The organism is Leptospira andrefontaineae (assembly GCF_004770105.1).
GTDB classification, from domain to species: Bacteria; Spirochaetota; Leptospiria; order Leptospirales; family Leptospiraceae; genus Leptospira_B; species Leptospira_B andrefontaineae.
Window position 1 is genome coordinate 305,898 of sequence record NZ_RQEY01000010.1, and the last position, 26,395, is coordinate 332,292.

30 protein-coding genes are annotated in these 26,395 nt (G+C 40.7%); 12 read left to right on the top strand and 18 right to left on the bottom strand.

All coding sequences use genetic code 11. From position 1 onward, the window contains the following. Positions 1-38: 38 nt before the first annotated feature. From EHO65_RS06200 to EHO65_RS06215, 4 genes are read right to left on the bottom strand one after another with little or no spacing between them, the layout of a single operon-like run. Positions 39-1,241, bottom strand: a complete 1,203-nt coding sequence (locus EHO65_RS06200; RefSeq protein WP_135773265.1) for an ABC transporter ATP-binding protein — start codon at positions 1,239-1,241, stop codon at positions 39-41. Beyond that, complete coding sequence (locus tag EHO65_RS06205; RefSeq protein WP_135773266.1) at positions 1,238-2,008, bottom strand: ABC transporter permease; 771 nt, start codon at positions 2,006-2,008, stop codon at positions 1,238-1,240. Before EHO65_RS06205 ends, EHO65_RS06200 begins: the two co-directional genes overlap by 4 nt. 38 nt (positions 2,009-2,046) lie before the next feature. Then, positions 2,047-2,718, bottom strand: coding sequence for a JAB domain-containing protein (locus EHO65_RS06210; RefSeq protein ID WP_135773267.1), 672 nt, complete (start codon positions 2,716-2,718; stop codon positions 2,047-2,049). Between the two features lie 2 nt (positions 2,719-2,720). Then, positions 2,721-2,945: an LIC12298 family protein gene (locus EHO65_RS06215; RefSeq protein ID WP_086446075.1), complete on the bottom strand. Its 225-nt coding sequence runs from the start codon at positions 2,943-2,945 to the stop codon at positions 2,721-2,723. 292 nt (positions 2,946-3,237) lie between these two features. On the opposite strand from EHO65_RS06215, the gene EHO65_RS06220 reads away from it, so the two are divergent. After that, complete coding sequence (locus tag EHO65_RS06220; protein ID WP_135773268.1) at positions 3,238-4,104, top strand: hypothetical protein; 867 nt, start codon at positions 3,238-3,240, stop codon at positions 4,102-4,104. Beyond that, a complete protein-coding gene (locus EHO65_RS06225) occupies positions 4,105-5,403 on the top strand; it encodes a hypothetical protein (RefSeq protein WP_135773269.1) in 1,299 nt (432 codons plus the stop codon). It abuts the gene before it with no gap. 83 nt (positions 5,404-5,486) lie between these two features. Here the strand turns inward: EHO65_RS06225 and pssA are convergent, their stop codons facing one another. From pssA to lexA, 5 genes are read right to left on the bottom strand one after another with little or no spacing between them, the layout of a single operon-like run. Continuing rightward, a complete protein-coding gene (pssA, locus tag EHO65_RS06230) occupies positions 5,487-6,245 on the bottom strand; it encodes a CDP-diacylglycerol--serine O-phosphatidyltransferase (RefSeq protein WP_135616837.1) in 759 nt (252 codons plus the stop codon). Further along, a complete protein-coding gene (gene tsaD, locus EHO65_RS06235) occupies positions 6,242-7,258 on the bottom strand; it encodes a tRNA (adenosine(37)-N6)-threonylcarbamoyltransferase complex transferase subunit TsaD (RefSeq protein ID WP_135773270.1) in 1,017 nt (338 codons plus the stop codon). The genes pssA and tsaD overlap by 4 nt, the downstream gene beginning before the upstream one ends. 2 nt (positions 7,259-7,260) lie before the next feature. Then, positions 7,261-8,628 carry a S41 family peptidase gene (locus tag EHO65_RS06240; RefSeq protein ID WP_135773271.1) on the bottom strand — a complete coding sequence of 456 codons (1,368 nt, stop codon included), beginning with the start codon at positions 8,626-8,628 and terminating at the stop codon, positions 7,261-7,263. Further along, positions 8,618-8,920, bottom strand: a complete 303-nt coding sequence (locus tag EHO65_RS06245; protein WP_135773272.1) for an LA_1448 family UV-C exposure upregulated protein — start codon at positions 8,918-8,920, stop codon at positions 8,618-8,620. Before EHO65_RS06245 ends, EHO65_RS06240 begins: the two co-directional genes overlap by 11 nt. A gap of 59 nt (positions 8,921-8,979) precedes the next feature. Continuing rightward, positions 8,980-9,588, bottom strand: coding sequence for a transcriptional repressor LexA (gene lexA / locus EHO65_RS06250; RefSeq protein WP_086446331.1), 609 nt, complete (start codon positions 9,586-9,588; stop codon positions 8,980-8,982). An 86-nt stretch (positions 9,589-9,674) separates the two neighbouring features. Between lexA and EHO65_RS06255 the strand changes: the two genes are divergently transcribed. Together EHO65_RS06255 and EHO65_RS06260 are read left to right on the top strand one after the other, a co-directional pair. After that, positions 9,675-9,971: a type II toxin-antitoxin system Phd/YefM family antitoxin gene (locus EHO65_RS06255; RefSeq protein ID WP_135773273.1), complete on the top strand. Its 297-nt coding sequence runs from the start codon at positions 9,675-9,677 to the stop codon at positions 9,969-9,971. 65 nt (positions 9,972-10,036) lie between these two features. After that, positions 10,037-10,438 carry a type II toxin-antitoxin system VapC family toxin gene (locus tag EHO65_RS06260; RefSeq protein WP_135773274.1) on the top strand — a complete coding sequence of 134 codons (402 nt, stop codon included), beginning with the start codon at positions 10,037-10,039 and terminating at the stop codon, positions 10,436-10,438. On the opposite strand, the gene EHO65_RS06265 is transcribed toward EHO65_RS06260, so the two are convergent. The 4 genes from EHO65_RS06265 to EHO65_RS06280 all read right to left on the bottom strand — a co-directional run bounded on the left by EHO65_RS06265 (position 10,428) and on the right by EHO65_RS06280 (position 15,336). Then, a complete protein-coding gene (locus tag EHO65_RS06265; protein WP_135773275.1) occupies positions 10,428-11,609 on the bottom strand; it encodes an efflux RND transporter periplasmic adaptor subunit in 1,182 nt (393 codons plus the stop codon). The two genes, EHO65_RS06260 and EHO65_RS06265, sit on opposite strands and share 11 nt — an antisense overlap. A 2-nt stretch (positions 11,610-11,611) precedes the next feature. Then, positions 11,612-13,072 (bottom strand): TolC family protein, encoded by a 1,461-nt coding sequence (locus tag EHO65_RS06270; RefSeq protein WP_135773276.1) that lies wholly within the window; start codon positions 13,070-13,072, stop codon positions 11,612-11,614. Positions 13,073-13,146: 74 nt separating this feature from the next. Continuing rightward, entirely contained in the window at positions 13,147-13,740 is a 594-nt protein-coding gene (locus tag EHO65_RS06275; protein WP_135773277.1) for a hypothetical protein, read from the bottom strand. Positions 13,741-13,773: 33 nt separating this feature from the next. Beyond that, complete coding sequence (locus tag EHO65_RS06280; RefSeq protein WP_135773278.1) at positions 13,774-15,336, bottom strand: tetratricopeptide repeat protein; 1,563 nt, start codon at positions 15,334-15,336, stop codon at positions 13,774-13,776. A 310-nt stretch (positions 15,337-15,646) separates the two neighbouring features. Here EHO65_RS06280 and EHO65_RS20020 point away from each other — a divergent pair, with 310 nt between their 5' ends. The 5 genes from EHO65_RS20020 to EHO65_RS06305 are packed head-to-tail and all read left to right on the top strand — an operon-like array spanning position 15,647 to position 18,810. Beyond that, positions 15,647-15,931: a hypothetical protein gene (locus EHO65_RS20020; protein ID WP_244243455.1), complete on the top strand. Its 285-nt coding sequence runs from the start codon at positions 15,647-15,649 to the stop codon at positions 15,929-15,931. Then, positions 15,928-16,593 carry an ABC transporter ATP-binding protein gene (locus EHO65_RS06290; protein WP_135773280.1) on the top strand — a complete coding sequence of 222 codons (666 nt, stop codon included), beginning with the start codon at positions 15,928-15,930 and terminating at the stop codon, positions 16,591-16,593. Before EHO65_RS20020 ends, EHO65_RS06290 begins: the two co-directional genes overlap by 4 nt. Beyond that, positions 16,590-17,495 (top strand): ROK family protein, encoded by a 906-nt coding sequence (locus EHO65_RS06295; protein ID WP_135773281.1) that lies wholly within the window; start codon positions 16,590-16,592, stop codon positions 17,493-17,495. The genes EHO65_RS06290 and EHO65_RS06295 overlap by 4 nt, the downstream gene beginning before the upstream one ends. After that, on the top strand, positions 17,492-17,839 hold the full coding sequence (locus EHO65_RS06300) for a histidine triad nucleotide-binding protein (protein ID WP_135773282.1): 348 nt from the start codon (positions 17,492-17,494) through the stop codon (positions 17,837-17,839). Before EHO65_RS06295 ends, EHO65_RS06300 begins: the two co-directional genes overlap by 4 nt. Positions 17,840-17,862: 23 nt before the next feature. Further along, positions 17,863-18,810 carry a lysylphosphatidylglycerol synthase transmembrane domain-containing protein gene (locus EHO65_RS06305; protein WP_135773283.1) on the top strand — a complete coding sequence of 316 codons (948 nt, stop codon included), beginning with the start codon at positions 17,863-17,865 and terminating at the stop codon, positions 18,808-18,810. A gap of 24 nt (positions 18,811-18,834) precedes the next feature. Here EHO65_RS06305 and EHO65_RS06310 read toward each other — a convergent pair whose 3' ends face one another. Continuing rightward, positions 18,835-19,263: an LA_2478/LA_2722/LA_4182 family protein gene (locus tag EHO65_RS06310; protein ID WP_135773284.1), complete on the bottom strand. Its 429-nt coding sequence runs from the start codon at positions 19,261-19,263 to the stop codon at positions 18,835-18,837. Positions 19,264-19,441: 178 nt separating this feature from the next. Here EHO65_RS06310 and EHO65_RS06315 point away from each other — a divergent pair, with 178 nt between their 5' ends. Both EHO65_RS06315 and EHO65_RS06320 read left to right on the top strand, forming a co-directional pair. Next, positions 19,442-20,728 (top strand): beta-ketoacyl-[acyl-carrier-protein] synthase family protein, encoded by a 1,287-nt coding sequence (locus tag EHO65_RS06315; protein ID WP_135773285.1) that lies wholly within the window; start codon positions 19,442-19,444, stop codon positions 20,726-20,728. Positions 20,729-20,735: 7 nt separating this feature from the next. Next, positions 20,736-21,275, top strand: a complete 540-nt coding sequence (locus EHO65_RS06320; protein ID WP_135773286.1) for a SiaB family protein kinase — start codon at positions 20,736-20,738, stop codon at positions 21,273-21,275. 38 nt (positions 21,276-21,313) lie between these two features. Here EHO65_RS06320 and EHO65_RS06325 read toward each other — a convergent pair whose 3' ends face one another. The 4 genes from EHO65_RS06325 to EHO65_RS06340 form a co-directional block, all read right to left on the bottom strand. Beyond that, a complete protein-coding gene (locus tag EHO65_RS06325; RefSeq protein ID WP_135773287.1) occupies positions 21,314-22,078 on the bottom strand; it encodes a PP2C family protein-serine/threonine phosphatase in 765 nt (254 codons plus the stop codon). 96 nt (positions 22,079-22,174) lie between these two features. Beyond that, positions 22,175-22,936, bottom strand: a complete 762-nt coding sequence (locus EHO65_RS06330; RefSeq protein ID WP_135773288.1) for an SDR family NAD(P)-dependent oxidoreductase — start codon at positions 22,934-22,936, stop codon at positions 22,175-22,177. Further along, positions 22,933-23,811, bottom strand: coding sequence for a four helix bundle protein (locus tag EHO65_RS06335; RefSeq protein ID WP_135773289.1), 879 nt, complete (start codon positions 23,809-23,811; stop codon positions 22,933-22,935). Before EHO65_RS06335 ends, EHO65_RS06330 begins: the two co-directional genes overlap by 4 nt. Then, positions 23,808-24,248, bottom strand: coding sequence for an acyl-CoA thioesterase (locus EHO65_RS06340; RefSeq protein ID WP_135773290.1), 441 nt, complete (start codon positions 24,246-24,248; stop codon positions 23,808-23,810). The genes EHO65_RS06335 and EHO65_RS06340 overlap by 4 nt, the downstream gene beginning before the upstream one ends. A 331-nt stretch (positions 24,249-24,579) precedes the next feature. On the opposite strand from EHO65_RS06340, the gene EHO65_RS06345 reads away from it, so the two are divergent. Continuing rightward, positions 24,580-26,391 carry a CoA-transferase gene (locus tag EHO65_RS06345; RefSeq protein WP_135773291.1) on the top strand — a complete coding sequence of 604 codons (1,812 nt, stop codon included), beginning with the start codon at positions 24,580-24,582 and terminating at the stop codon, positions 26,389-26,391. Positions 26,392-26,395 lie beyond the last annotated feature (4 nt).

Sequence of the window (26,395 nt, forward strand, 5' to 3'; positions counted from 1 at the left end):
AAACCAGAATCCTTTCAAAGAGGAGGCTGGGAAGGAATTTATCCGGAAAAATCCCCTTTTTTCCCCTCAACTTTGACCGGTATCCAAGCGGCACCTTCAAATTTGGGAACATCCAATCTTTCCAGCTCGAATTGTAAAACCCCATCCTTCCAAAGATAGGAACCTTCTGCGTGACTTTCACCGGAATGTAATGCGATCCCTAAGGAGTATTTTCCTGGAGAAAGATTCATCGGAAAACGAAAATCAATCTGAACAGGCTCCTTTACCTTTAGATTTTTTTGGCGGCCGCCTATATGGAATGTATTCGTTCCAAAAACTCGTATTCCTCTATGATCATCTATATGAAAACCCACGGTTAGATCTTCTAAGGGGGAACGAAATGATGCGGCTACTCTTAATAAAACTTCAGCACCCACAGGTAGGATAGAAGGGTTAGATTTACCCGCATATTGTATCTCTACGTCTAAAGATTCTACCAAAGAATCCTTATCTTGGATCTTCGTATTTCCATCCAAAGAAGAAGATGCAATAATCTGCATATATTCTCTAAAGCCGTCTATCGGATCTCCATCGAATACCAATTTTCCTTTTTCTAAAACGATAAGTCTAGTGCAGACAGATTTTAAAAGTTCTAGATCATGACTTACGATCAAAGTTAAAGTTCCTTCTTCTGAAAACTTGCGGAACCGGTTTAAACTTTTCTGTTGGAAGCTCGCGTCTCCTACGGCCAATGCCTCATCTACGATCAAGATATCAGGTCGTTTTGCAGTCGCGAGTGCAAATCCTAATCTCATTGTCATTCCGGAAGAATAATTCTTTAAAGGGCTTTTGCGGAATTCGGACAAACCGGAAAAACGAAAAATTTCTTCCGAGGATTTAATTAGCTCTTCCGGATCTAATCCCCAAACCAATCCGTTATAGTATAAATTTTCCTCTCCGGAAAGTTCCGGATTAAAACCGACACCCAATTCTAAGATAGAACGAACTGTCCCCTTCTTCTCTAACCTTCCGGAATCCACTTTGGAAACTCCAGTAAGCAATTTAAGTAAGGTGGATTTTCCGGCACCGTTACGGCCGATGATACCGATTACCTCTCCCTTCTCCGCAGAAAAAGAAACTCCATCGAGCGCCTTGTATTTTACATCCAAGCCAAAATAACCGAAGGTCATCGCACTCAAGAGTCTGTTCCAAGGTTTACTATAACCTTGGTAGGTCTTGGAAATATTCTCTATCCTGATCAAAGGTGATCCAACACTATCTGATTTAATTTAGTACGACTTAACAGAAAGATCCCCAGGAAAATCCCGAGAAAAGGAAGAAAGTCCAAAATCCCAGCCTGAGAATCGTATCCAACGAGCAACGAAGATCTAAAAACCTCTAAAGGGAAGAAGAACGGATTAAATACATTCAATTTTCCTAAAGTTCCCTTGGATTCATAAAGAATAGGAAGTCCCCAGAACAAAAACTGGGTCAATAATCTTACCAAAGGAGAAATATCTCTAAGAATAATATTCACTCGAGCCAAATAACTTTGGAGACAGGCCAGAAATAATCCGGTACAGAACATGGATAAAAAAGAAAGAGGTAAACTCCAAATCCCAAGCTTACCGGCCCAGGCCAGAAAAATAAAGATCGGAATAGAAGTCACAAGCCAATGTAGCAAAAATTGCACAAATGGGATCCAAAGAAAAATTTCAGGACCGAGAGGAGATCTTTTAATCAACTGTCTATTATCAGTTAGAATACCTGTACCTCTGATCAGATATTCTTGAAGAGGGATCCAGAACAAAAGCCCACTAAGAACATTAGAAAAATATTCTATGGAATTTTCTCCCTGAGACCTGATCCCAATAAAATAAAAAACAATCGTATAAATTAAGATAAGACTTACGTTTTGTAGGAACATCCAGGTTAGACCCAACGCGGAACCTGCGTATTGCAATGCATAATCCCTTCTTACAAGAACCGATAAAATTCTGAGATTACGCAAAAACACGAAAGAGGTCACTCTATAACCTGGGATTGGGATTTAAGATGAGAAATGTATCAGTTCTCTTCTAGTCGAGTAGATTGTTTGCAGGAAAAGATCCCGTCAATTCCAAAAATCCAATGGTCCAAGAGCTCGACGTCCAAATTGCCGAGTAGGTCCTTTAGGTGAAAGTAAACTTCCCAATCTTCTTGGCTGGGATAACAGATCATACCTGGATGATTATGAGCCAGTATCGCTTGAGATGCCTCGTCATTCAGTATGATCCGGACCAGGTCTCTCGGAAGAACTCCCACTTCTTCCAAACTACCTTTGGAAACTGTCTCCACTCTTAAAAGATCCCCTGCTGGAGAGATGGTAGCTAAAACAAAACATTCTCTTTTTAAAGGGGAGAATAAACCCTGTAGATAAGAAGAAAGTGTGGTCGGGTTATAACCCGCCATTCGGATGGATTTATATTTGAGTCTTTTAGCAAGTTCTAAGGCAGCGAGTAAGATACTGATTTTTACCTTACCTAAACCGTTGATATGAAAATTTCTAGGAATATTGGATGAGAGAAGTCCTCCCAACCCTTTGGACTTTTTTAGAATATCTCGGCTGAGATCTTCGACAGGAAGGCCCCTGCTCCCTTTGCCCAAAAGAACGGCAATCAGTTCCCAGTCTTCCAGATTCTCCGCATCATGAATGATACGGCTTCTAGGATCCGGGCCTGAGCCCCAGCGCTCAGCCAAGTTTAAATTTTTCTCAGGTTCTTCTTGCTCAGCTCGGAAAGTGTTTCAGAGAACCAATTTCCGTCCTGGACCAAGTCCCCTTGGAAAGATTCTTCCAAATAATCCGCGAAGGTCTTAGAGTTCGGTTCAGAAGAACGAACTTTTTCCCTCCAATCGAATCCCGCTCCAGCGAGACCTTTACGGCTTCTCTCGTAAGCACCTGAATCTTGTAGAGATCGAATCATCATAACTTTTCTCTCCCTCGCCTAATTAGTTAGACGACATAAATTGAATTTATTACACCAATAATCTACTAAACGGTTATTTATATACTATACGAATTTATAGTTACCGTCAAGCGTTTACCGTGTTTTTTTAGAGAAATTTCCGAATATCTGCCCGGCACTTTCTCAATCACAAGATCCATTCTACACTTGCCCCGGACAAATACTGAGCTCAGCCGGGTTTCAATTTGGAAAAAAATCGCTCTATCTACTAAAAATCACACCCGCCTCTCACTGAGTTTGACCCGTCTCGGGAATGAGGTTCCTATATTTAGTCGTCCTTCTTCTTCCCAGCACATTTGTATTTGGATTCGATCAAAACATACCTACGGAGGTTTGGTTCCGTCCTTGGTGGAAAGGAGGAGAGATATCCTTTTTTGGAATTTATGAAAAAGAAGAAGTCCCGCAATCCGGAATTTCTCTCCAGCTACCATTCTCATTCGGCTCTAAAGAAGAATTTAGGATCTCCTATGTACGAAGCAGTCGAAACAAAGAAGGTAAATTTTTCGAAACAGTTTCCTTAGGTTATCAACTAGAGTTAACTCATAATTTCGGTGTCCGATTTAGATTCGGAGCAGAAGGTTCGGAACCTTCTTCTTATTTTACCTCAATTGGAATCTATGGTTCCAAGCTAAGTTGGGACTTTTTTGGAAGAAAGAATCAGGAAGAAAATTCACTCGGGATCTTACTCAACTCATCTCAGGATTCTGAATTCAGGATCGGTTTAGGTTTTGAAAGGATCCGAACGAACACTTTGGACCTTGAAGATAGAATTTCAATCGCGGTTTATGGGAACTGGGAAGGATTTTTAGGTCAGGTAGAAGGATTCGAATCGGCGAGCGGTCCAATCGGATTTGTAGGGCTCGGATATTCTTCATTTTCTAAAAAAGAAGAAGGACCTAAATCTTCAACTCCTGCCCAAGCACCTGTCATAAGAACAAATATATATCCTTCTCTCGAAGTAGAAGAACTTTTGAGATCAGGTTTTTCGCTACAAGAAGCCATTTCCATTTCTTCTCTTTCCAAAGGTCCTGCAGAAAAATTTGAGAATTATCTAGATTCAATTCCGGAGCTCAAAAGAAGAAAAATCAGAGGATTGATCCGCACCAAAAGGGGATTCTAAATGAAAAGATCCCTTTTTCTAGTATTCTTTTTTTCGAATATTCTATCCGCCGATACCTTACTTTCTCCTTTTTCTACAGGAGTTTCCTTTTCAGGATATGATTCCAGATATTATACGAAAAGACAAGAAACCGTTTGGTTTCGAGGAGAAGTTTGTTTCAAAAATTTTGTTTTGATCCTTCCCGACACGGAATGTCCCAAACACAAAGTATTTTTTGAAAAAAGAGGAGAAACCTATTTTGGTTCTTATCTATTCGAGAATAAGAATTTTTATATTTCCTACGGGAATCGATTCAGACCTCTAAATCATTTTTTCTTTTTAAGAGAGAAATTCGATTTTTCTTCGTTCTGGTTTTTAGAACAGCCAACTGTGAGAACAGGATTTTTAGGATTAAAATTCGGGGGAAGTATATTAGGAACTTATTATGCAGAGGATTCTGCGAATAAACAGCCAGGTTTCTTCTTCAAACCGTACAAAAATTTTCTGGAATTAGCCTATTCTCCCCAAACAAAAGAAGGATTTTTACTTTTAGAATTCCCTTCTTCGGAAGAGAGAAAATCTGAAAAGAGACCGTATTGGTTTAGGACTGAAATTTTCGGGACTAAAAGAGATTTCCAGGGAATTGTATCCGCTTCTTGGGCAGATAGAGAGAAAGACAAAAGAATATTCGTTTCCGGATTCAGAGGAAGATCGGGGCAATTATTCCAGATTTCAGAAAGAACGGACCCGGAGGAAAAAGCGGAATTATTCAGATTCGTTTGGGAACCAGGACCATATAGAAGATTACAATTCGCAGAATCGAGTCGATATTCTTCCGATGGAAAAGAGATCTACTCTGCCCAATCTGTTTTAGGCAGGATGGAAATTTTAGAATTCCCTTGGTTTGCAATTTTAGCCCAAGGAAGAGCCTATTCTTTTTCGGATCATTCTTCTTGGATTTTTGGAAAAGGTCTATATATATCTTATCAAAAAAAATTCTGGAGATGGGAATTAGGACAAGAGTGGAGAAAGAATGGTGATAAACTGACTGAAGCAAGTTTGCAAATTTCTATAGGTAAGAATTGGAAAATTTACTCTAGCCTCATTTATGCGGAAGAGAAAAATTTATATCCGGCTTTCGCAGAGGAATCCATTACTCCGGAAGAAACGGGTTTGGTTGTAACGGATAAATCCTTTTATTCGTTTCTGCGGATCTTTCATCCTTACTTCGCAATTCATATTCGCCACACAAGGGAAAAGGAAGGTAGAGGCGACGGTTTAAGTATGAGATTTCAGGTATATATTCCTCTTTTCGATTGAAATATCTCAAACCGCAGCGCAAATGAAAAAGCGGCCTTTCAACCGCTTCTACTTTATAAAAACCTAAAGTTTGAGAAAAACTTTCAGTCCAGTTTGACTCTCAGTTCTTGCAGAATATGGATCAGGAAAGTCAAAATCCCTGAGAAGATATAAAGACAGATCAGTCCATACACAAGCCAAGGCCAACGAGCGAATCCTACAAAGAACAAAGCGATCAAAGCAGCTCCAAGCATCAAACCAGCGCGTAAAGGGCTCAGCTTGGAACGAATCGCTACCTGAGGTTTTCCATAACGTATATTAGAAACCATTAAAAATGCAATTAGGATAAACAAAGGAATCCCTAACCAATGAGGAAGAGTATGATCTTTTCCTAAAAAGATCGGGAGAAATCCGATAGTAATTCCTGCAATCGGAGAAGGTAATCCTGTAAAAGAAGAAGGATCATGAGCTACATTAAATCTTGCTAATCTGTATGCGGCACAGGCAGGGAAGATAGCTGCGATCAGCATTCCAATAGGGAAAAGATCTTCTTTTCCGAAAACGTCGATCTTATATTCACTCAAAACCATATTATAAAAAAGGAATCCAGGTGCGATACCGAAGGCGGTAAGATCTGCAAGACTGTCCAAGTCAGCGCCTAACTCGCTAGTTGCATCCAATGCTCTTGCAGTCATTCCATCCAATCCATCGCAGATCGCCGCGAGTAAGATGAAAAATCCGGAGAGTATATAGGATTGAGGTCCGTTACCTGTTGCCTCGGATGCGATCAGTATGGAAACAAATCCCATACTTAAGTTCCCGAGAGTGATCATATTTGGAATCCAATGTAGCCTGCGATTCATATATAGGTCTCCTGCCTTACCGGACTTACAGTAAAGTCCAAACTCTTAGAATATCCCTGTTTAAATAGATAATAACCGAGGGCAGCAACCATCGCGCCGTTATCCGTGCAGTAGATCTTTTTTTGGGGAGAGAAAAATTCCAGGGAATTTTTTTCCGCGAATTGGGATAATCTGTTACGAAGTGTAGAATTCGCCAAGACCCCTCCTCCCGCTACGATCCTTTTAATTCCTGTAATCGAAACCGCACGTTTTAGGTTTCTTTCCACAAGCTCGAATGCCGTCTTCTGGAAATGATAACATACTGCCTGAACGGATAGATCCGGTTGTTTTGCGATCAAATGGGCAACAGCAGTTTTTAAACCTGAAAAAGAAAACGCAACACGATCCTGTTCCAGATTCCTAAGCAAAGGAGGTAAAAGATCTTTCTCCTTCGGCCCAGGAACATATTTAGATGCTTCCTTTTCGATTGGAGGTCCACCCGGATACGGTAGGGATAATAGGCCCGCAACCTTATCGAATGCTTCGCCCAAAGCATCGTCCATCGTATCTCCTACCACTTCCATTTTACCGAAATGAGGGATTTTATAGATTGCAGAGTTCCCACCTGAAAGAAGTAAACCTAATACAGGAAAGACCGGCTCCACCTCTTCTAAATGTAATACTGCAAAATGAGCCTGTAAATGACAAAGTGGAACAATAGGTGTCCCATACACGGCATGAATGGATCTTGCAAGTTGTGCCCCGATCATGAGTGAACCTGTCAAACCGGGAGATCTAGTCACAGCCACATAGTCCAGATCGCCAAGTTGCAGTTTAGATTCTTCTAAAACTTCAGAGAGAAGAGGATTGATCTTTTCTAAATGAGCTCGGGAAGCAATCTCCGGAACAATTCCTCTAAAAGGTTTATGCAGATCTATCTGGCTAAAAATTTTTAGGGAAAGTAATTCTTTCCCATCTTTTACTATAGCTAGACTGGTTTCGTCGCAGCTAGTCTCTATTCCAAGACCGATCATGGTCAAGATTTGGAAGAAAGTAGATCCACTGCTTTTTTCAACTGAGGATCCAATTCCAAATCGGTCATACTTCTGTCTTTTTCCGGTTGGGTTTTATTTTTATAAACTGCCCTAGCAACATCCGAACTAAGTTTGATCCCTTGGTCTTTAAGAGCCTTTTCGAAATTTAAAAAGTTCTGTTCATTATACTCGGGATATTTTGCAGCAAGTTGATCTAGTAGTTTTTTCTCACTAATCTTTCTGAGATAAAAACGATCATCTTCATTCGGTTCTATTCCTTTTACAACCACATCCGGTTGGATACCTTTTCCATGAAGTGATTTACCGGAAGGAGTATAATACTTTTGAACTGTAAGTTTTACCGCCATTCCGAAAGAAAGTGGATAAACGATCTGCACGGAACCTTTTCCAAAAGAAGTAACTCCTAGGATTTTTCCTCTTTTGTGATCCTGGATCGCCCCGGCAAAAATTTCAGAAGCGGAAGCAGAACCTTCATTTATAAGAACAACTAAAGGTATAGAAGTATATTTGTCTCCTTTGCCTGTTGACTTGGAAACGTCTGCGAGTTCTCCACCTCTTCCTCTCACCGAAACTATATCCAAACCTTCCGGAAGAAAAATATCGGATAATGCAACGGATAAAGGTAATAATCCACCGGGATTCATTCTTAAATCTACGATCAGACCTTCCGATTTTTTATCTGCGAGTAACTTGAGATGTTTTTTAAATTCTTCTAATGTGTTCTCTCCCATGAACTGGTTCAAGCGGAGATATCCCACTTTTTCTTTTTCGAAAAAATAGGAACGAACATATCTTATTTTAATGTTTTCTCGAACTAATGTGAACTGCAAAGGTTCTTTGATATTTTTTCGTTCTACCTTGATACTTACGGAACTTCCAGGTTTTCCACGCATTAGTTTGATCCCTTCTGCGTAGCCCAAGTTTGCCGTACTTTTGCCGTCGATCTCAATGATCCTGTCTTGAGGAAGTATCCCAGCTTTCATTGCAGGAGTATCTTCAATGGGGGAAACAACTACAATGGCTCCATCCGTATAGGCCACTTCCATTCCGACCCCACCGAAAGATCCACGAGTCTCTTCCCGCATTTGTCTATATTCTTCTTCTTCCAAGAAAGAAGAATGAGGATCTCCCAGAGATCCTAACATTCCTTTGATCGCACCTAAGAATACTTTTTCTTCGTCTACGGTTTCTACATAACCGTTTTGCATAAGTCCGAAAACTTCATGAAATAATTGCAGATATTTTTCAGCAGTTTCCGAAACCGCTTTTGCATGGACCGGACGAAATACAAGTGTAGTAAATAGGATCAGAACTAAACTGACCCAGGCAAATCTTTCCTTATTCTTCATTTTTGCCGACCAATGCGAAGTAAGTCTTCGGATATTTGATACGAATTTGCTCCATTACGGAATCCTTATCTAGTTGGTATCTTTCACAGGCGGCTTCCAAAATTCCGGAATCCTTTCGAATGGTTTGTTCTGAAGCGTAATTCAATCTTTCCGCAAGGCGGGCCTCAGTCAGATATTCAAGGACTAGTTTTAAATCCTTGTCTCCGATCTCTTTTTTTCGGGAGGCGCAATCGAATAATAAAAGTAACAGGAAGAAGGCCGCGAAAACGCGGAAAAAGGAAAGATAGTTCACTCTTTCAAAATCTTTCCTCTCTCAAGGGCTAATGTCAACTCCGAAATCCGGAGCGTTTATCAATAGGAACGGTAAAGACCGATCAACTTTCCTACGATGGTTACTTTTTTACTACGGATTGGTTTGTATTTTGGATTTCTAGCTTCCAAACGAATATGATCCGCTTCTTTAAAATACACCTTCAAAGTTGCTTCGTCTTCGATCAATGCAACTACGATCTCTCCATTTCGAGCGATATCCTTTTTCTGGATAATAGCCACGTCTCCATCATTGATACCAGCTTCTATCATGGAATCCCCCTGCACTTTCAGAGCAAAAGTAATCCCTTTAGAGGCCATCTCTTCCGGAACTGGGATATATGCTTCTATATTTTCTTCGGCAAGGATGGGGAGTCCGGCGGCCACTCTACCTAAGAGAGGGATACTTGGAGTGGGAACTGGTAAACTTTCGAATGGACTTTGGCGGGTAAGCTCTATGGCTCTGGATTGGTTCTTGGAGGTCTTGAGATATCCTTTTTTCTCAATGGCTTTTAGGTGATCGTAAGCACCCTTTGCTGTAATCCCGAACTCATCTCCAATCTCTCTGATCGTTGGCGGAAAGCCTCTTTCTTTGATCACATTCGTAATAAACTGTAAAACAGCGAGTTGCTTTTCCGTTAGATCTTTCATGCTTAACAAGTTATTAGTGAATAAATGTTGCGCAAGTACTTTTTTGGTGATATTATTTTTAAATAAAAAGCGGGGTCAAAAGGAAGATGAATAAAAAACAATTGAATCACTCAGAGACTAATAGTAGTCTAAAAATAGACTACTTTATGAAGAAGATCAATTTAAGTGAGGCAAAGGCCCATTTAGGGCGTTATTTAAAAGCAGCAAGTTCTGGCGAAAGAATCGTCATATCTGAACGAAATCGTCCCATCGTGGAACTCGTAGCCATCTCTATGCCCAAGACTAAAAAGCTCAAACCTGGGCTATTGGCCGGTAAATTCACTGTGCCGGATAATTTTAATTCCCCGCTTATAGAATTCGAATCCGATTTTTACGGGGAATAGTCGCTTCGCTCCTGAAACCTAAATAACCATCTATAGATAACCTAAATTTCGGAACCGACTATAACTTGCGAACAATCCTATTAGATACGCAGATCATTCTTTGGTTTTTATTGGAGGATCCGAAACTTCCCACTGTGATTAAGGAACTATGTAAGGAAGAAGATACCAGACTTCTATTTCATCAAGTCTCCCTATGGGAAATCCAGATTAAATACGATTTAGGAAAGCTGCCTTTGCCCGAACCGCCAGGGAATTTTTTAGTAACAGCTTGTATTCAATCCGGTTTGGAAAAAGCAAGTATGCAGGACGAAGCAATCTTCTTCTTAACTAGGCTCCCGAATATACACAGAGATCCATTTGATAGACTACTTCTTTCCCACGCAATGATCAACGGCTGGGAATTCGCTACTTCCGATGAAATCGTCCAAAAATATCCGGTTAGAATATTAGAAAATATTAAAACTTAAGGAATTCGCTCTTTAGGACAAAGGAACCCTTGGAGACAACTTCTGAGCCGTCAGGAAGTCCGCCTAAGATGATAATATCATCTTCTATTGTGTCCCCTACTACAACATTTACCGCTTCGAAACTACCTTCTCCACGGGGAACAAATACGAAAAATTTTCCTTCTATCTCATGGACTGCCTCTAGAGGGATCATCTTACGTTTTCCTCCCCCAGTGCTGACCACAAGACCGGCAACTTTTGCAGTAACAGTTTGGCCAGGCTTTAGTTTATTTCCTTTATTGGAGACCATGATCCTGAGTTTTGCGGTACGTTTTACGTTATCTAAAACCGTTCCTACATAACCTACTTTTCCTTGGATCTGGACACTGCTATGTTCGTCTCCTAGAGGAAAGATAGTAGCCTGTGCACCTTCCCTCACTCCACCTAGATCTTTTTCATACACGTCGAGTAAGACCCAAAGATGACTTAGATTAGCAATCGTGAATAATTCTTCGTTACGAGTTACTTGTTGTCCAAGGATCGCTTTTCTTTCGGTGACTTCCCCGTTGATAGGGCTTCGGAGAATAAGGTTAGAAGAAACATAGATCCCTCTTTCAATCCCTTCGATCTCGGAAGGAGTCAGACCGTAATTGTCCAACTTGATACGAGTGGTTTCCACTTCTGTTCTTGCAGTTTTGTACTGCATCGTTGCGAACTCGTATTCTTTTGCCGAAGTAACTTTCATTTCAAAAAGTTCCTTCGCACGATCCGCCTGCATCTTTAATGCGTCCAAAGATGCTCTTGCTTTTACATAGGCCGCTTCCACTTCTCCCAATTGGATGGAAGATAAAATTGCTAACGGGGATCCTTGGCTAACTCGATCTCCTTCTTTAACCAAAACTTTTTTTATCCTGGCTTCGACCTGAGAGCCTACCTTTGCCATACTTTCCGGATCGTAGGTGATCCTACCGGGTAATGCAAGTTCTTCGAATTGAGAGACTTCTTTTAAACCAACATACGTGAGAGGATGTCTTCTTAATACATCTTCCGGAACTATGAATACGTTTTTGTTTTCTTCAGTGATCTTTTTTTCAGGCTTCTTTTTGGAGAAGTATTTGAATCCAAAAAATGCGATCGTGATACCCAAGACTAAAACGATCAGAACTTTATATTTTTGGAATAATAGTTTCATTGTTATTCTCCCTGCGTCCTGTTTGCAGAAGAAATTTCCGCGATTTTTCCGGTTGCAGCCTTATAGTTTTCTACCGCATTAAAATATAAATATAGTAGGTCGTAATATTCTCTTAGGATGGTGAGGTAGTTTTTTTCTGCTTGGAGGAAGGTTACTTGATCGGAGGCGCCGCGGACATATGCAATTCTGGACTTCTCTTCCAATTGTTTGTTCTTTTGAAGAAGGTTAATCCTTTCGTATTTGGTTAAGAGTTCTTCTCTCGCCAAGAGTTCTTTTTTTGCGGCTTCTATCTCAGCGATTATTTCTCTCTTTTTTGCATCCAAGGCCAATTCGAATTTTCTATATTCTTCTTTTGCGGAATATACTTTTCCTTGGCCTCTATCGTTCAAAGGAATTGGAATGGAAGCGAATACTCCTCCATAATTTTCCCCACCTTTGACTCTCCATTCTCCACCTAACTGCAACCAGCCGTAAGACTCCCTTCTTTGCAGTTCTATATTCATCTTCTTCTCTTGGAGCCTTTGTTCCAAGGCAGTAAGATCAGGACGTTCTATAGAAGGAAAATCCTCTTTTAGATGAAGTCCCATTTCTTCCAAAGGTCTGAACTTCATGGAGTCCACTTTGAATGCAAATACACCTTCTTCTTCGGATAGGCCGGAAAGGATCCGTAAATCCTTTTCGATTACCTGCCTGCGAACGATCGCATCACGGTAGAATTTTTCTACCTGTATCCGTTCTAGCTCGAGACGTTCGAATTCTAAAGGAGAGATGTCCCCCTTCTGCACCCTAAACTTTGTTAGTTCCAAAAGGTCGCTATAGTTTTCGTAGAATTCTTTGTTTGTATCTACTAGAAGTGTAAGAAATACGAATGCCCAATAATTTTGGCGAAGTCTCATTCTGAAAATTCGATCGAAATTTCGGAAGTCTTGGATAGAAGCTTCGAATGATTTTTTAGCGACTCTAGTTCTAAGAGGAACAACTCCGTATACGTCCACTTCTTGGTACATACCCGGAGCAGTTTCCGGACTTCCACCTTGGGAATTAGGAGTTCCACCGATGAACTGTTGTTGGAACTGAATGACCGGATTTCGATATAAGGAAGCAGTGATTACCCTTCCTCTTTCGATCCCCATATTTTGTTTTTCGGATAAATACAGAGGGTTGTTTGAAATCGCATATTCGGTTAATCGATCCACATCCCAGTCTATGACCTTGCCGCTAGTCGAACTAACACTTGTCGATGTATTGGTTACCGGAGTTGTTTGGTTAGGTTTAGTAACCGTGTTTCCCTTTTTATCTTCGATAGCCGTTTCGAAAGGAATGGTTTCCGGAAATACAAGTGTCCCAAAAGGAAATAAGAAGGAAGAAGCTGCAAAAATAGAAAGAAGGATCCAACTTCTGTTCTTATTATAGGAAGTTCTATCGAGTATATCTTGTTCGTGTCCCGATTGGAAGTCTTGCATCCTCTTTCCTTATGACTATTTCAATATCAAGCCCTGGTACCGCAAGTCCGTTTGCCTTTTTAGAAGATTTCATTTTAGAAAAGCCGGAATAAGTACCATTTCCCGTCCTGTTTTATGAAATATGGGTTGATCAGTTCCCTTTCTAGTTTCTGGTTCTCTTTAAATTTGAGTTTTAACTCGCAAGCATTCTTGCTCTCGTAATAAAAATCGACCTCGATCCCTCCGGAAGAGAGAAATAGATCTCGGACTGTCCTGACATCTTTTGAGTTCTTCTGTTTTTCTAATAGATCTCGATCGAAGAAGTATATGCGAAAATAATTATCTGCAGTGGAAAGCTCTTGGATAAGTTGTTCTCTGGTCCAATTCCCTTTTACGTCCAGATAGATCCCATCTTTTTTGGATACTAGCTCTGGCAAAAAATTCAGATCTCTTGAGATCGTTCCTGAAACAAGACGTTGTACCAATTTCAGGATCTCTTCCGTGTCCTTGGAATGTTCTCCGGTATGTCCCGCTAAAAAAACTTTTCCTTGAGTGATAACTGGAGGAATTTCAGGACTTCGCTTAGCAGAAAGAGGAGATTCCACCTTCGTAACGCAAGAAACTTGTAATAATATTAGAAGTAATAATCCTCTGAACAAAACGGATCCGCAAAATGATAGATGGAACATGTTTAGGACCCCTGATCAAACTGAAGGTTCCCTTTAGCCTTGGGATTTCAGCGCCTTTTTTAAAAGTTCTTCTAAGTCTCTTCCGTAGAGTACCGAGAGTCTGGACGGATTATCCGCCAAAAATCTGCGAGCGCCTTCTGTGAAGTCCGCGTCTCCTATGATAAACGCCTTGTCCAAAGCCATATCTTTTACCTGGCCCAAGGTATCTCTCAAGAATATGTCAGAAATTTTAGCGTCCTTCCATTTTCTGAATTTAAAAAGTGCACGGGTTTCTTTATCAGTTTTATTCAGACCTTGGAAATTGACTCCGTCCCCTTCTTTGTTTGGGATCTCTCTACTCACCGTATAATTCAGAGCGAGAACCACTTTCACGCATAGGTTTTTGAAATCCACACCCTTCAAGGACCTATAATGATCCATGGCGCTGATCCCTATCTTATTCACATCGATTACGATCTTATTACCTTCTTCGTCTATAATACCTTTGATATGGAAGGACTTAGAAGATTTTAAACCTGAGATCTCATAATAACGTTCTACTGGAAATAGTTCTGTGAATAATTTTCCGAGTTCTTGCTCAGGAAGAAATCCGCTCTTGGAAACTTTTCCGAGTTCTAATCTTTTAGTTTCAACCTGGTATTTATAATTTGCAAGTTCAATGATACGATCGTCGTCTACTCTCTCGGATTCCGCCTCGATCAGATATTCGCTGGCATCTTCTAATCTTCCCATATGAACTGCGATGAGTGAGAAGTGGAAATCGGAGTCTATCATCTCTTGTTTCCATCCGTTATTTCTCGCAATCTCCATACAAAGCCTTGCGTGTTTTAGAGCTTCGTTCCAATTCCCTTTGAGTATGAATTCCAACATGATGAATTGGAATAATGTGTAACGAACATATTCGTCTGTGACAACATCTACCACAGAGTTTGCTACACGGATCGCCTCATCATGTTCTCCTGCTCTTGATAAAGAAACAGCGTATAAAAAACCACCTACGGAAGAAGTCGGATCTTCTTCGAATGCTTTTTGGAAATACGATTTCGGATCGCCTTTCCTTAAGATCCCTGCAACCACACCTTTTCCTAAGAGTAATGCAGGCATTTTGATCTTCTCATCCGGAATCCTGGAAAGGAACTTATCTGCGATCCCAAATTCTTTTTGCCCGATTGCCATAAAACCGATTCGGATACAAGCTTCTAGATTATCCGGGTCCACTGAAAGAGTATCCGAGTAATGGAATACCGCTTCTTCATATAGATCTTGTTGGTAATATATATCCGCGAGACGATTGGAAACTGCTACTTCTGAAATTTCCTTATCGAAGCTTCCGATCTTTTTGATCTTATCTAAATGTTTTGCTTCGTTATTATAATCGCCCTCCATAGCGTAAATTTTCGCCATGATAAAATGAGCCCGAGTGTTAGATGGATTGGAATCTAGAATATCTCGGATGAGGATACGAGAGTCGACGTAATTTCCCATAGCCGCCAAAGCTAGAGCTTTCTCAAATGAATCCTTTTTGGATTGAATGAGAAAAGAACCTGCCGCGACGATCAGGATGATTCCAGCTGCTACGAGAATTACAAAGATCATTTTTCGGAATTTCTGCTATTAACTAAATAAATGTTGGATAAAATCAAACGTTTTCAATATCCTGCTCCCGATGGGAAGAATCACTTACCTGAGGTTTGCATTTTCCCTTTTTCTCCGGGACTGGATCACCAGTGTATTGCACGTCGTATTCTCGACGTTTTTCGCCTACGGATTTATATTCGGATTTTTCTCCCTTCGTACGGAAAAAAGACCCACGGACATTTCTAGTATCGATCTATTTTTGAATTCTCCGTACTTGGTTTTATCTCTTTGTGCCCTTGCTTTAATTTTTATGAGCATTGTCCGGGTGATGACTCGTTCCGGGGATAACGGGATTATGATGGCTGTAGGCGGGAATAGACTGGGGGTCGTGCTCCTACAAACCGTAGAACTTTGGATCATCCACGGGATCGGGTTCTTATTGTCTTTAATTTTAAGTGTTTTTATCCCGATCGGAAAGTCAGAATTGGTCTCTCCTCTGGACTATCTCTCTGGTTTGGGTGCAGAAGCCATTCTAATCGGCGGAGTCAGTGCACTTATAGCCTATTTGTACACCTTGGTTGACCCATATAGGTCGATCCGGAGGGGAAAATGATCCTAAGGATTAATAATCTCTCCAGACATTACGGCTCCACCAAAGCAGTGAACGGGATCTCGTTCGATATCAACCAATCCGACTATGTCGCGATCGTAGGACCTTCCGGTTCCGGAAAAACCACACTTCTTTCCATGATCACCGGTATGCTGTCCAGCAGCGCCGGAGAAATTTACTTCGACACCTTAAAACTTTCCTCCATGAGCAAAGCGGAACTAGCTAGATTCAGAGCGAAAAACATAGGACTAATCTTCCAATTTTCGGAACTAGTTTCTCATCTAAGTGTAGAAGAGAATATTCTTCTTCCTGCATTATTAGTTGGAAAATTCGATGAACAAGAATATAGAGAAAAATGTGAATATCTGATCTCCAGTTTGAATCTTCATACAATACGAAACCAACTTCCAAGCAGTCTTTCCGGTGGACAGATCCAGATGGCTGCGATCGCAAGAGCACTCATCAACGAACCTGAAATGCTTCTTGCCGACGAACCTTCCGGTGACTTGGATCCAGAAAACAGTGAATTAGTACGTAAACTTCTCTCCGATTTTAATTCCAGAGGACTCACGATCTTACTCGTGACCCACGATATGAATCTTGCATTCGATGCAAAGACGATCTACGAAATGAGAGAAGGAAGTTTTACCAGAGTCGTTAAATGAGTTCTATCATAGGCGTGGATATCGGCGCCCAAAGTATAAAAGCCTGTATTACTGATCCGTCCGGCAAAATTTTCTCTCAATCCGATCGAAAGACCGGACCGGAGATGGATTCTAAACTTTTTTTATCTTCTCTGGAAGAACAGATCTCCGAATTGATCTCAGGTTCCACGGATCAAATAAAAGGTATTGGGCTTGGAAGTCCAGGACCAATAGATAAAGAAAATGGAATATTGATCTCTTCTGCAAATCTTCCCTTATTAAAAAATGTTCCTCTAGTAGATTTCCTAAAGAAGAAGTTTAACGTTCCTGTGTATTACGATAATGATGCAAACTGTGCAGCATTAGGAGAGTATTGGTTTGGAGAAGGTAAAACTTCTTCCAATCTGATCGTTCTTACGTTGGGGACCGGACTAGGCGGAGGATGGGTTTTCCAAGGAAAACTGTTCGATGGTTATCTTGGCAACTCTATGGAAGTAGGACATACTACGATCCATCCAGGCGGGGCCCTTTGCGGATGCGGACAAAGAGGATGTGCGGAAGCTTATTTTAGTGCGAGTGGATTCTCTTCTAGATTTTTTGAAAAAACAGGCTCAAAACTTTCAGATGTGGAAACTCTATTCGATCTGGCTTCTCAAGATCATAAGGAAGCAAATGAGATCTTAGAAGAAGGGATCGAAAGTTTAGCGCAACTCATTCGTAATCTAATCCATCTACTCAATCCTGAGCATATTGTATTATCCGGAGGAATAGCTAAGTCCTATCCCTTTTTCGGAAAACGACTTGAAAACAGGGTGAGAGAAATCATATTTCCCATATTCAAAGAATACGTAAAGATACTTCCAGGTAAATCAGTCACTGGTGCACTGGGAGCAGCAAGTTTATGTTTGGATAATAAAACATGACAGATTCCTGTATATTTTGCAAACTTATCAACAAAGAGATCCCGGCTAAGATCATCTTCGAGGATGAGAATCTATTAGCTTTTCATGATATTGCCCCCCAGGCTCCCACTCATGTTCTGGTCATTCCTAAAAAACATATCGTAGACATAGACAAAACCAATGCAGAGGACAAGGCTCTTTTGGGAGAAATTTTATATAGAGCTACTGAAATCGCAAGATCTCTCGGACTCAATAAAGAAGGTTTCCGTATTGTGAATAATATGGGACTACTCGGCGGCCAAACAGTATTCCATCTACATTTCCATATACTTGGTGGAAGACAAATGAAATGGCCTCCTGGCTGATCGATCTGTAACGAGGATCTATTTTGAAAAAATTATTACTCGGTATCGGGATCAGTGTTCTATCTCTGAGTTTTTTATTTTGGAATCTGGACCTTTCCGGTTTCTCTTCTATATTAGAAAGATGGAAACCGATCTTCTTAGTTCCGTTTTTTGTAGCGATTCTTTGGGGATTATATCTATTCTCTTGGAGATGGTATTTACTCTTAAATAAAAAAGTACCTTTCAAGACCGCACTTCTTTCTGCTTATATCGGAGTTGGAGCAAATCAATTCCTACCTGCAAGAGGAGGAGATATTTTCCGTCTTTATCTTTGTAAAAAAGGAGACAATATAGGTTACGGAAGTTTGGTCAGTGGGATCTTTTTAGAAAAGGTCCTGGACTTCTCCTTTATATTCTGCGCAGGACTTGGTGCCCTTTTTATTTTAGGAGTCAACGGGTCCGAAACCAAAATACTATTTCCGCTTTTGGGAATTTTCGGGATCTTCTCCACTCTTGTAATCGTTCGTTTATTCCATAAACGTCTCATCTCCTTAGGAGAATTCCTATTTTCCAAAATAGGAAAAAAAGAATTTTTCTCGGAAAAATTAGCTCCACAGATCTCAGAGCTTGGAAGTTTTTTAACTTTTCGTAATGTTTTTAGTTACGGGGTTTTGACGGCTGGCACATGGCTTTTAGGTTATGCGATCCATTACACTCTTCTTCAATATTTAGTTGGGATCCATTTAAGCCCTTTAGAAACAGTATTTATCATGTTTTGCGGAGCAGTAGGAGTAATGGTTCCATCTGCACCGTCTGGAGCAGGAGTATATCATGCTTCTATTACATCCGGATTTGTATTATTAGGCAGAGAAAGTTCGGAAGGTCTAGTATATGCAACCACAGTTCATTTAGGACAGATGGTTGCACTCGGGATCTTAACTGCTATACTTTATGTGTATTGGTCTTTTACTGAAAAAGAAAAAGCCAGATAAAGCCTAACCGTTTTTCTTGAACGATTATGGAGATTCCGGTTTTGAGATTTTTTCCAAATTCTCGCAACCTGGCACTCCTAGTCTTGGGCCTCTTTCTCCTTTAAAAGGTTCGCAAGTGGTGGTTTCCAATCCTACTATACAAGCTTCGAAGGAAGCAACAGTCTCTTCGGTTAACTCTTTCTTTGCAGACTTTCTTTGCTCCCTAGCCGTATCGAAACTCTCCTTAAAATAAGAAATACATCCTTCTTCGGATTGCATAAAAATAGGAAGAGTCGCCCTATATTGGGGAGGTATCTTTGCGATATCGTCCTTACTACACTCAATCATTTTAGAACAAAGCGCTTTCTGGAACCGAGGAGCTAATGCCATAATTTTGTCTTCAGGAGATTTCGAACAAGAAATCATAAGGACAATTCCGGTGAGGAATAGTATTAAAACTCTAATATGTATCATTGGATACCTCAAAATAAATTTCCGACAAATTAGAAGACCAACTTCGTTCGAAAATCCTTTTTCCACCTATTTCAGGTTTTATGAGATTTTTCTCCCTTTTTTGCGTCATATGTGTTTTGGAATGATTTTTTTATTTCCAAATCTAATCCACATAGGTAATTTCTAAACCCGCTATTCTATGGATAAATCTAAAAACGGAAAAAACTCCCGGGTGGTCATCACCGGTATCGGAGTCATTCTTCCGAACACTTTTTCAGTACAAGACTTTTGGACAAATCTTTCAGAGGGAAGATCCCAACTGGATTTTATCACTCGTTTCCCGACGGAAAACTTCCCGATCAAGGTCGCGGGAGAGATGAATACTTTCGATTGGAAGAAACATCTTCCTGATCTGAGCGATAAATATTCTAAAAATTATAATACGGAAACTCTAGCTTTAATGGCTGCTATGGAAGAAGCCAATAAGGATGCAGGAATCACAAAGGGAGATTTACATCCTAGTAGAGTCGGTTTTATAGATTCTTCTTCCAGAGCTTCTATGGCTTGGTGGGATTTCGCTTGGAGAAAGTATTTAGAAGAAAAGGATCATAACGTGTTCGATCGTTATTCCGTTCTAACTTCTATGGCTTCTAATCCTACTAACTTAACTGCGATTAACGCGAATATCCAAGGTTTCGTAACCACTGTGTCCGCAGCTTGTGTGGGTGGTCATCACGCAATTAGTTTATGTTACCAGGCAATCAGAAAAGGCAGAGCGGAAGTTATGTATGCCGGCGGTCATGAATTCCCACTTCTGCAACCTTTGATGATGATGTATTCTGATCCGATGAGCCGGGTCATGTCTTTAGAAAAAGATAATCCTAAAAAAGGGATTCGTCCTTATGATAAAAACAGGGACGGATTTTTATTAGGAGAAGGCGCAGTCGTTCTTGTAATGGAAAGATTGGACAGGGCATTACAAAGAGGAGCCAAGATCTATTCAGAAGTTTTGGGAACTTATAGTTATAATGAAGCAGACCACGCAATGAGAATGGACTTAACAGGCAAAAAAGCCACTACCGGTCTCAGACATTTGATGAAGATCAGCGGACTTCGTTTGGGAGATATAGATTATTTCTGCGGACATGGAACTGCAACGCATAATAATGATTTGGCGGAGAGCCGTGCAATCGGTCATTTATATGAGGGTCGTCCTAAATTCCATTGGGCGCCTGTAGGTTCTATTAAACCGATATTCGGTCATACATTTGGAGCTGCGGGAATTATCAATGTTGCTGCGACCTCGCTTATGTTGAAAAATCAAACTCTATGTCCGACAATTAATCTGGAGAATCCAGATCCTGAATGTGACCATGATCATGTCGCAGAAGGAGCCAGAAAGGCGAAAATCAGATATGCAATTTCCATGGCATTTGCGATCGGAAGCCAATCTTCATTCGTAAGTTTGGCGGCTCCGGAATTTTGAGGGGTATATGCAGTTATCAAAACAATATAATGTTCTTAAAAGGACCGGAGTAGCTCTTCTTTATAAAGGGCCTTTTTCGGAGACTACCATTTCTTCTTTAAATGATCTTCTAAAAGAAAAGTTAGAAGGAGAAAAGAAGAAGAATCGTATCCTTACAGTGTTTGTAGAAATGGCTCAGAATGTTGCTCACTACTCGATTGAAAGAGATGAAAAAAGTGGGATTGGCATTTTAGTTTTAAGAAGAAAGGCTCATAACTGGGAACTCAATTGCGGAAATGCAATCACTCAAGAACAAGCTACATACTTAAAAGGTAAAATAGAGGAAGTTAAAAAACTTTCCCAAGAAGAACTCAAACAAAGATACAATGAACAAATCCGTTCCGATAGACCTGAAAAAAGTAAGGGTGCCGGTTTAGGTTTTTTTGAAATAGCAAGAAAATCGGATATGCCTTTGGTATATCAATTAGAGGAGGCGGACAACGGGGATCTATTCTTCCGATTGACCGCCCGATTTCTGTTAGAAGGCGCCTATTCTTCCGGCTTATGAGTGCCAAGCGGAGTGGCAACCCTCCGCGATATTAACATTCAAACTGAATCTATTTTGATGATCACGATCGTATGATTGTCTCTAGTCAGCCTTAGATTCGCTTCTTCCGAAAGGATCCTGCAAGTTTCTCTTAGATCCTCATGTTCTCTCATGATCTTTTCTATTTGATCTATGTTTAAGACCTCGGTGAGACCATCCGTGCAGATCAGTATAAAATCTCCCGGAGATAATTTTCCTGAATAATCGAATGTATCAACTTCTATACTTTTAGTTCCACCGCCGATACAACTTGTCAAAAGATTTCGGCCATAACTGGAACCCAACTCTTCTCCAATATTATGATCTACTGTTACCTTACTAAGTCCCTCTTTAGTAAGATGATAGAGTCGGCTGTCTCCTACATTAAAGATCCAGGATTTTCTTTTTCCCAAAAGACAACCAACTAAAGTAGTTCCCATTTTTGGTTTTCCTATGGATTCTCCGTAGGCATTAACTTCATTATTAATTTTACGGATTAGGTTCTTCCAACCGGAAGATGGTAATTCTTCGATGGGACGGATCGCTTTTTCCATCCATGCAAGTTTTTCTAAAGCGACTCTACTTGCGATCTCTCCCGCTTCATGTCCACCAAGGCCGTCAGCTAAGGCAAATAATCCGGAATATTGTTCCGTATCTAATTCACGAACAGTATCAGATTCTCCATGAGTTTGGCCGCAGACCAAACTATCTAATGCCAAAAAAGAATCTTCGTTATGTGAACGAAAGTTTCCCTTGTCAGTGATTGCATAATACCGGAGTTTCATCTTTTTTTTGACCGGAAAAACCGTTTACAATTTTCGAAACGGAATTACGCAATTTTGACTCATCCAAACTTTCCTACAAGAAAAAATATTACGTTTTTATTTAGCAGTATAGCCGCCATCCACAGGAAGCGCCACGCCGGTAATAAAGGAAGATTCTTCGGAACATAACCAAACTGCCGCCTTAGCGACCTCACTCGGTTCAGAAAGCCGATTGACCGGATGTAATCTGGTAATTTTTTTCTCCGCTTCTTTCGGATCAGACGAAGAATTAAATAATCCTTCTAACATTTCTGTTCGAATAAATCCCGGACAAACTGCGTTCACTCTGATCTTTTTTTCTGCGTATTCTAATGCTGCGGATTTTGTGAGCCCAACTACTCCATGTTTTGCTGCGGAATATGGAGCCACCTTCCAATCTGCTCCGACCAATCCCGCGATAGAAGAAACATTTACGATAGAACCCCCTCCTCTTTTCAAAAGAAGTTCTATTTCATGTTTCATACAAAGCCAAGTGCCTTTTAGATCCACTGCGATCACCTTATCCCAAACTTTTTCCGGGTATTGATGCAGATCAGTTGCGAGTCCTCCGACCGCAGCATTATTCACTGCATAGTCCAGGCCTCCGAATTCAGACTCGACTTTTTGTACTAATTCTTTTACTTGAGAATCGTCGGATACATCACATCGGAAGAACTTTACATTTCCTCCCAATTTGGAAATTTCCTCTTCGGTTTTTTTTCCTTCTTCTTCTCTTCTTCCGCAGAATATTACCTTTGCACCTCTGGAAACAAATTCCAGTACGATTGCTTTTCCGATCCCTGCGTTCCCGCCCGTAACTAATGCAACCTTATCTTTCATCGGATCTTTCTAGTTTCTCCGGTCCTGACTTTGTTCAGATATTTTTTGAGATGAGAATTGATTGTCTGAAGATCATCCAACTCTTGAGAAGGATCTACTTTTCCAAGATCCGCTACTAAGATGAGAAGATATCTTAACTCTTCTAAATGTACTTTTGCTCTTAGTATATTTTTTACTTTTTCAGCACGAATTCTTGTGCCCCAAGCTCCTGCGATCCGAACAGGCAATAAGGAAGAAATAGATCTGATATGTTCCAAAAGACTCGGCTCTACTTTTCCTTTCCAGCTCTCACAAAGTTCGTATAAATGAAGAAGGAACACATGTGCCAGATTCCATACTTCTAATTTACGAAATCCGAATACGAATCCGTCAGGACCGACTGCGCTCGAGATCTCTTTTCCGATCTCCGGGCTTTGCATCTTGATATACTTGCCGGTATCGAATTTCTGCTTAAACTCGGAAGGGATCGGAACTACCTTTCTAAGTTTATAATCAAAGAATAAAACTCTGATCTTTACGATTGAGACCTTCTCCGCTCTGTTTCTTTTAGAAAGTCTAAAATATAGATCGAATGACTTCTCCCCTAAATTATCCAAGGAAACGTCTATAATCACTTTATCTTTATATAATAATTCTCCCTGGTATTGTATGGAAGCATTTGCGAATATAATGCTATTCCCATGTATATCAGTGACTGAATAACCTAGGTATTGGAAGAATTGAAGGTGAGCTTCCATCACAAGGTCCAATACACTTGCGAAAGAAACATGTATGTCCAAACTCAGATCGATCTTGCGGATCGGTATCTCCGTCGAAAAATAATATTCCGAAGGAAACTCAGCTTCCGCTTGAGAAGTTTGGACCTTGGAATTCATATTTCGAATTTCGCCCTAAATGCGGACGGGATCTCCAAGGTTTTTTTAGAAACATAGTCGAAGAATACTAGGGATATTTTTGCAAGTCCCACTTCTTCTTTAGAAACTTTTTGAGAAGCTGAGATATGTAACTCACAAGACTTCTTTCCTAAATTAAAAACTCCTGCGGAAAATTCTAAAACGTCTCCGGCCTTCGCCTCGGATTTATATTCCACTTCCATTTTAGGAATGATGATATTTGCTCCCGCAATATTCGCTTTAGACCAAGAGTTGGATTCTAAGAATGCATCGAATACTTCGTTCACAAGAGGGATAAATGTTTCGTATGTTAGGTGAGAAACATAAAGTCCACCTACTACAGTCGCGCTCCTGGTGTCGGATCTGCGGACAACTAGTTCTGTCTTGAATGAAAAAGACTCTTTGGTGGCTTCTGACATTTCAGCTTCTCTTTCCCTATGGGTTCCATCTTAGTATCGGAGCCTGGAAATCCGATCTTAAAGCCTGGGTCTCTCGTATCCGTAGGAATGAACGGAAGTTCTGAAATTTTTTATACCTGAGTCTGGTAAAAAAGAGAGGCCTAATCCCTCTTACTTAGTAAACATTCGCATTAAACGATGTTAGTCTTTAAATACAAAATGTCACCGGATTTAAACTCACGATTTGGCAGTATTTTCACATTGATTTCGTATGAATTCGGCCTTTTTTCCGTCAAAAATCTAACCTTTGGTGAAAACGCCTTTTGTCCGGGCTTTTTTGCAAAATATACGAATGCCACAAGAATCGAAACATCAAACTACTAAGATTCTTTCCGATCCTGATTCTCTTGTACGGGAATTCGTTAAACCTGGCATGTACTTACACTTGGCCACTACGATGTCTAGGCCAAATGCACTTATCTATTCTCTCTCTCGAGTTTTTGAAGGAACAAATCCTGAGTTCACGATTAGTGTTGCAGGCATTCACTCCAGCGCTCACTGTCTCGCTCTTTCCGGTATCGTAAAAAAGATGATCACTGGTTTTGCCGGTGATAATTATCCCAAGCCAAGTCCTAACAGTTTGTATAAAGACCTGATGAGGGGAAAACCTTTTGAATTAGAACTCTGGTCCCTTCTCACTTTGGTACAAAGATTGATGGCGGGAGCCATGAAACTTCCTGGCTTCGTTTCTAATTCTTTGGTGGGGTCTGACCTAATAACGGACAAATTAGGAAAGACTGCATTTTTATATCATAAACCTACCGAAGGAAATCCTTACGGAGAAGCAGCAAGCCCTCATCTAGTTTCAGAAAGTAGAGGAACAAAAGAAAAGGACATGGTAGTTCTTCTTCCTCTCTGCCCCGAGATCACATTGGTACATGGAGTAGTGGCAGACGAAGATGGGAACATTGTTCTTTCTCAACCAGGTGGAGAAGGAGCCTGGGGTGCACTTGCTGCCACAAAAGGTGTGATCGCTACAGTGGAGAAGATCGTACCGAGAGGAACAGTTCCTCCTGAACTAGTGCATATACCGAGTACAAAAGTTTTGGCAATAGCTCCGGCAAGATTCGGAGCACATCCTCAATCTTTAAGAGTACAGGGTTTTCCCGAGATCCCGGCATTCGAAGGTGTGGAATCTTATCTGGATGATTACGAATTCCAAATGGAAGCCAATAAGGCGGCAGGCATTCCCGCTAAGGCTGAGAAATGGTATAAAGAAAATGTAATATTATCCGGTGGCCACGAAGAATATTTGGATCTGATCGGAGAAACGAGACTCAGACGTTTGAAGATGACTCCTCCGGAACATTCTCTTTCTTCTCCTGAAAATCCTAAAACTGTAAATGATTCGGAACAGATGATCATTCTTGCAGCAAGGGCGATTATAGAGAAGGTCAAGACAAAAGGATATAAAACAATTCTCGCAGGAATTGGAGCCGCACATATGGCTGCCTGGACAGCAGCTAAACTTCTAGAAAAAGAAGGCATCCATATCAAGATCGTTGCTGAGCTTGGATTTTATGGGATGAAACCTTTTGCAGGTGATGTTTTTCTTTTTAGCCAACTTCATACGCAACACTGCTCCATGTTATCTGATATCGTAAGTATATTGGGAACAATTGTACCTGACGATTGTCTGGGAGTAATTGGAGCCGCAGAAGTAGACTGGTTTGGAAATATAAATTCTGTCTTAGATGGAAAAGGAAACTTCTTAGTTGGATCGGGAGGAGCGAATGATATCGTCTCCGTCGCAGACACGATCGTAGTAGCAAAAGCGAACCGTTTTCGTTTCGTCAGAAAAGTAAAACATATCACTTCACCTGGAGACAGAGTTATAGAAGCAGTATGTCAGTTCGGTAGATTCCAAAGGCCTTCTTTTTCGGATCATCCTTTCGAATTGAGTTCCTGGCTTGCACCTGCATCCGACGACGAAATGGAATCCGAAGAAGCTGTTCTGAGATATACACTTTGGCTTCCTCCTGACGAGGATCTTCCAATTTCCCAAGAGCCGGAGATCAATTCTGATGAATTGACCGTTCTAAGAGAATTAGATCCGGAAAGAATTTACACCGAACAGTTTATGGTGTATACCCGCTTGCCTTAAGTAT

What these genes read in the sequence shown, in the direction of transcription:
- EHO65_RS06280 (WP_135773278.1), bottom strand. Translation starts at nt 15,336, where the DNA reads ATGATCTTTGTAATTCTCGTAGCAGCTGGAATCATCCTGATCGTCGCG.
- EHO65_RS06340 (WP_135773290.1), bottom strand. Translation starts at nt 24,248, where the DNA reads ATGTCAGAAGCCACCAAAGAGTCTTTTTCATTCAAGACAGAACTAGTT.
- EHO65_RS06290 (WP_135773280.1), top strand. Translation starts at nt 15,928, where the DNA reads ATGATCCTAAGGATTAATAATCTCTCCAGACATTACGGCTCCACCAAA.
- EHO65_RS06240 (WP_135773271.1), bottom strand. Translation starts at nt 8,628, where the DNA reads ATGAAGAATAAGGAAAGATTTGCCTGGGTCAGTTTAGTTCTGATCCTA.
- EHO65_RS06295 (WP_135773281.1), top strand. Translation starts at nt 16,590, where the DNA reads ATGAGTTCTATCATAGGCGTGGATATCGGCGCCCAAAGTATAAAAGCC.
- EHO65_RS06345 (WP_135773291.1), top strand. Translation starts at nt 24,580, where the DNA reads ATGCCACAAGAATCGAAACATCAAACTACTAAGATTCTTTCCGATCCT.
- EHO65_RS06220 (WP_135773268.1), top strand. Translation starts at nt 3,238, where the DNA reads ATGAGGTTCCTATATTTAGTCGTCCTTCTTCTTCCCAGCACATTTGTA.
- EHO65_RS06320 (WP_135773286.1), top strand. Translation starts at nt 20,736, where the DNA reads ATGCAGTTATCAAAACAATATAATGTTCTTAAAAGGACCGGAGTAGCT.
- lexA (WP_086446331.1), bottom strand. Translation starts at nt 9,588, where the DNA reads ATGAAAGATCTAACGGAAAAGCAACTCGCTGTTTTACAGTTTATTACG.
- EHO65_RS06265 (WP_135773275.1), bottom strand. Translation starts at nt 11,609, where the DNA reads ATGAAACTATTATTCCAAAAATATAAAGTTCTGATCGTTTTAGTCTTG.
- EHO65_RS06275 (WP_135773277.1), bottom strand. Translation starts at nt 13,740, where the DNA reads ATGTTCCATCTATCATTTTGCGGATCCGTTTTGTTCAGAGGATTATTA.
- EHO65_RS06215 (WP_086446075.1), bottom strand. Translation starts at nt 2,945, where the DNA reads ATGATGATTCGATCTCTACAAGATTCAGGTGCTTACGAGAGAAGCCGT.
- EHO65_RS06225 (WP_135773269.1), top strand. Translation starts at nt 4,105, where the DNA reads ATGAAAAGATCCCTTTTTCTAGTATTCTTTTTTTCGAATATTCTATCC.
- tsaD (WP_135773270.1), bottom strand. Translation starts at nt 7,258, where the DNA reads ATGATCGGTCTTGGAATAGAGACTAGCTGCGACGAAACCAGTCTAGCT.
- EHO65_RS20020 (WP_244243455.1), top strand. Translation starts at nt 15,647, where the DNA reads ATGACTCGTTCCGGGGATAACGGGATTATGATGGCTGTAGGCGGGAAT.
- EHO65_RS06315 (WP_135773285.1), top strand. Translation starts at nt 19,442, where the DNA reads ATGGATAAATCTAAAAACGGAAAAAACTCCCGGGTGGTCATCACCGGT.
- EHO65_RS06335 (WP_135773289.1), bottom strand. Translation starts at nt 23,811, where the DNA reads ATGAATTCCAAGGTCCAAACTTCTCAAGCGGAAGCTGAGTTTCCTTCG.
- pssA (WP_135616837.1), bottom strand. Translation starts at nt 6,245, where the DNA reads ATGAATCGCAGGCTACATTGGATTCCAAATATGATCACTCTCGGGAAC.
- EHO65_RS06330 (WP_135773288.1), bottom strand. Translation starts at nt 22,936, where the DNA reads ATGAAAGATAAGGTTGCATTAGTTACGGGCGGGAACGCAGGGATCGGA.
- EHO65_RS06310 (WP_135773284.1), bottom strand. Translation starts at nt 19,263, where the DNA reads ATGATACATATTAGAGTTTTAATACTATTCCTCACCGGAATTGTCCTT.
- EHO65_RS06255 (WP_135773273.1), top strand. Translation starts at nt 9,675, where the DNA reads ATGAATAAAAAACAATTGAATCACTCAGAGACTAATAGTAGTCTAAAA.
- EHO65_RS06270 (WP_135773276.1), bottom strand. Translation starts at nt 13,072, where the DNA reads ATGCAAGACTTCCAATCGGGACACGAACAAGATATACTCGATAGAACT.
- EHO65_RS06325 (WP_135773287.1), bottom strand. Translation starts at nt 22,078, where the DNA reads ATGAAACTCCGGTATTATGCAATCACTGACAAGGGAAACTTTCGTTCA.
- EHO65_RS06300 (WP_135773282.1), top strand. Translation starts at nt 17,492, where the DNA reads ATGACAGATTCCTGTATATTTTGCAAACTTATCAACAAAGAGATCCCG.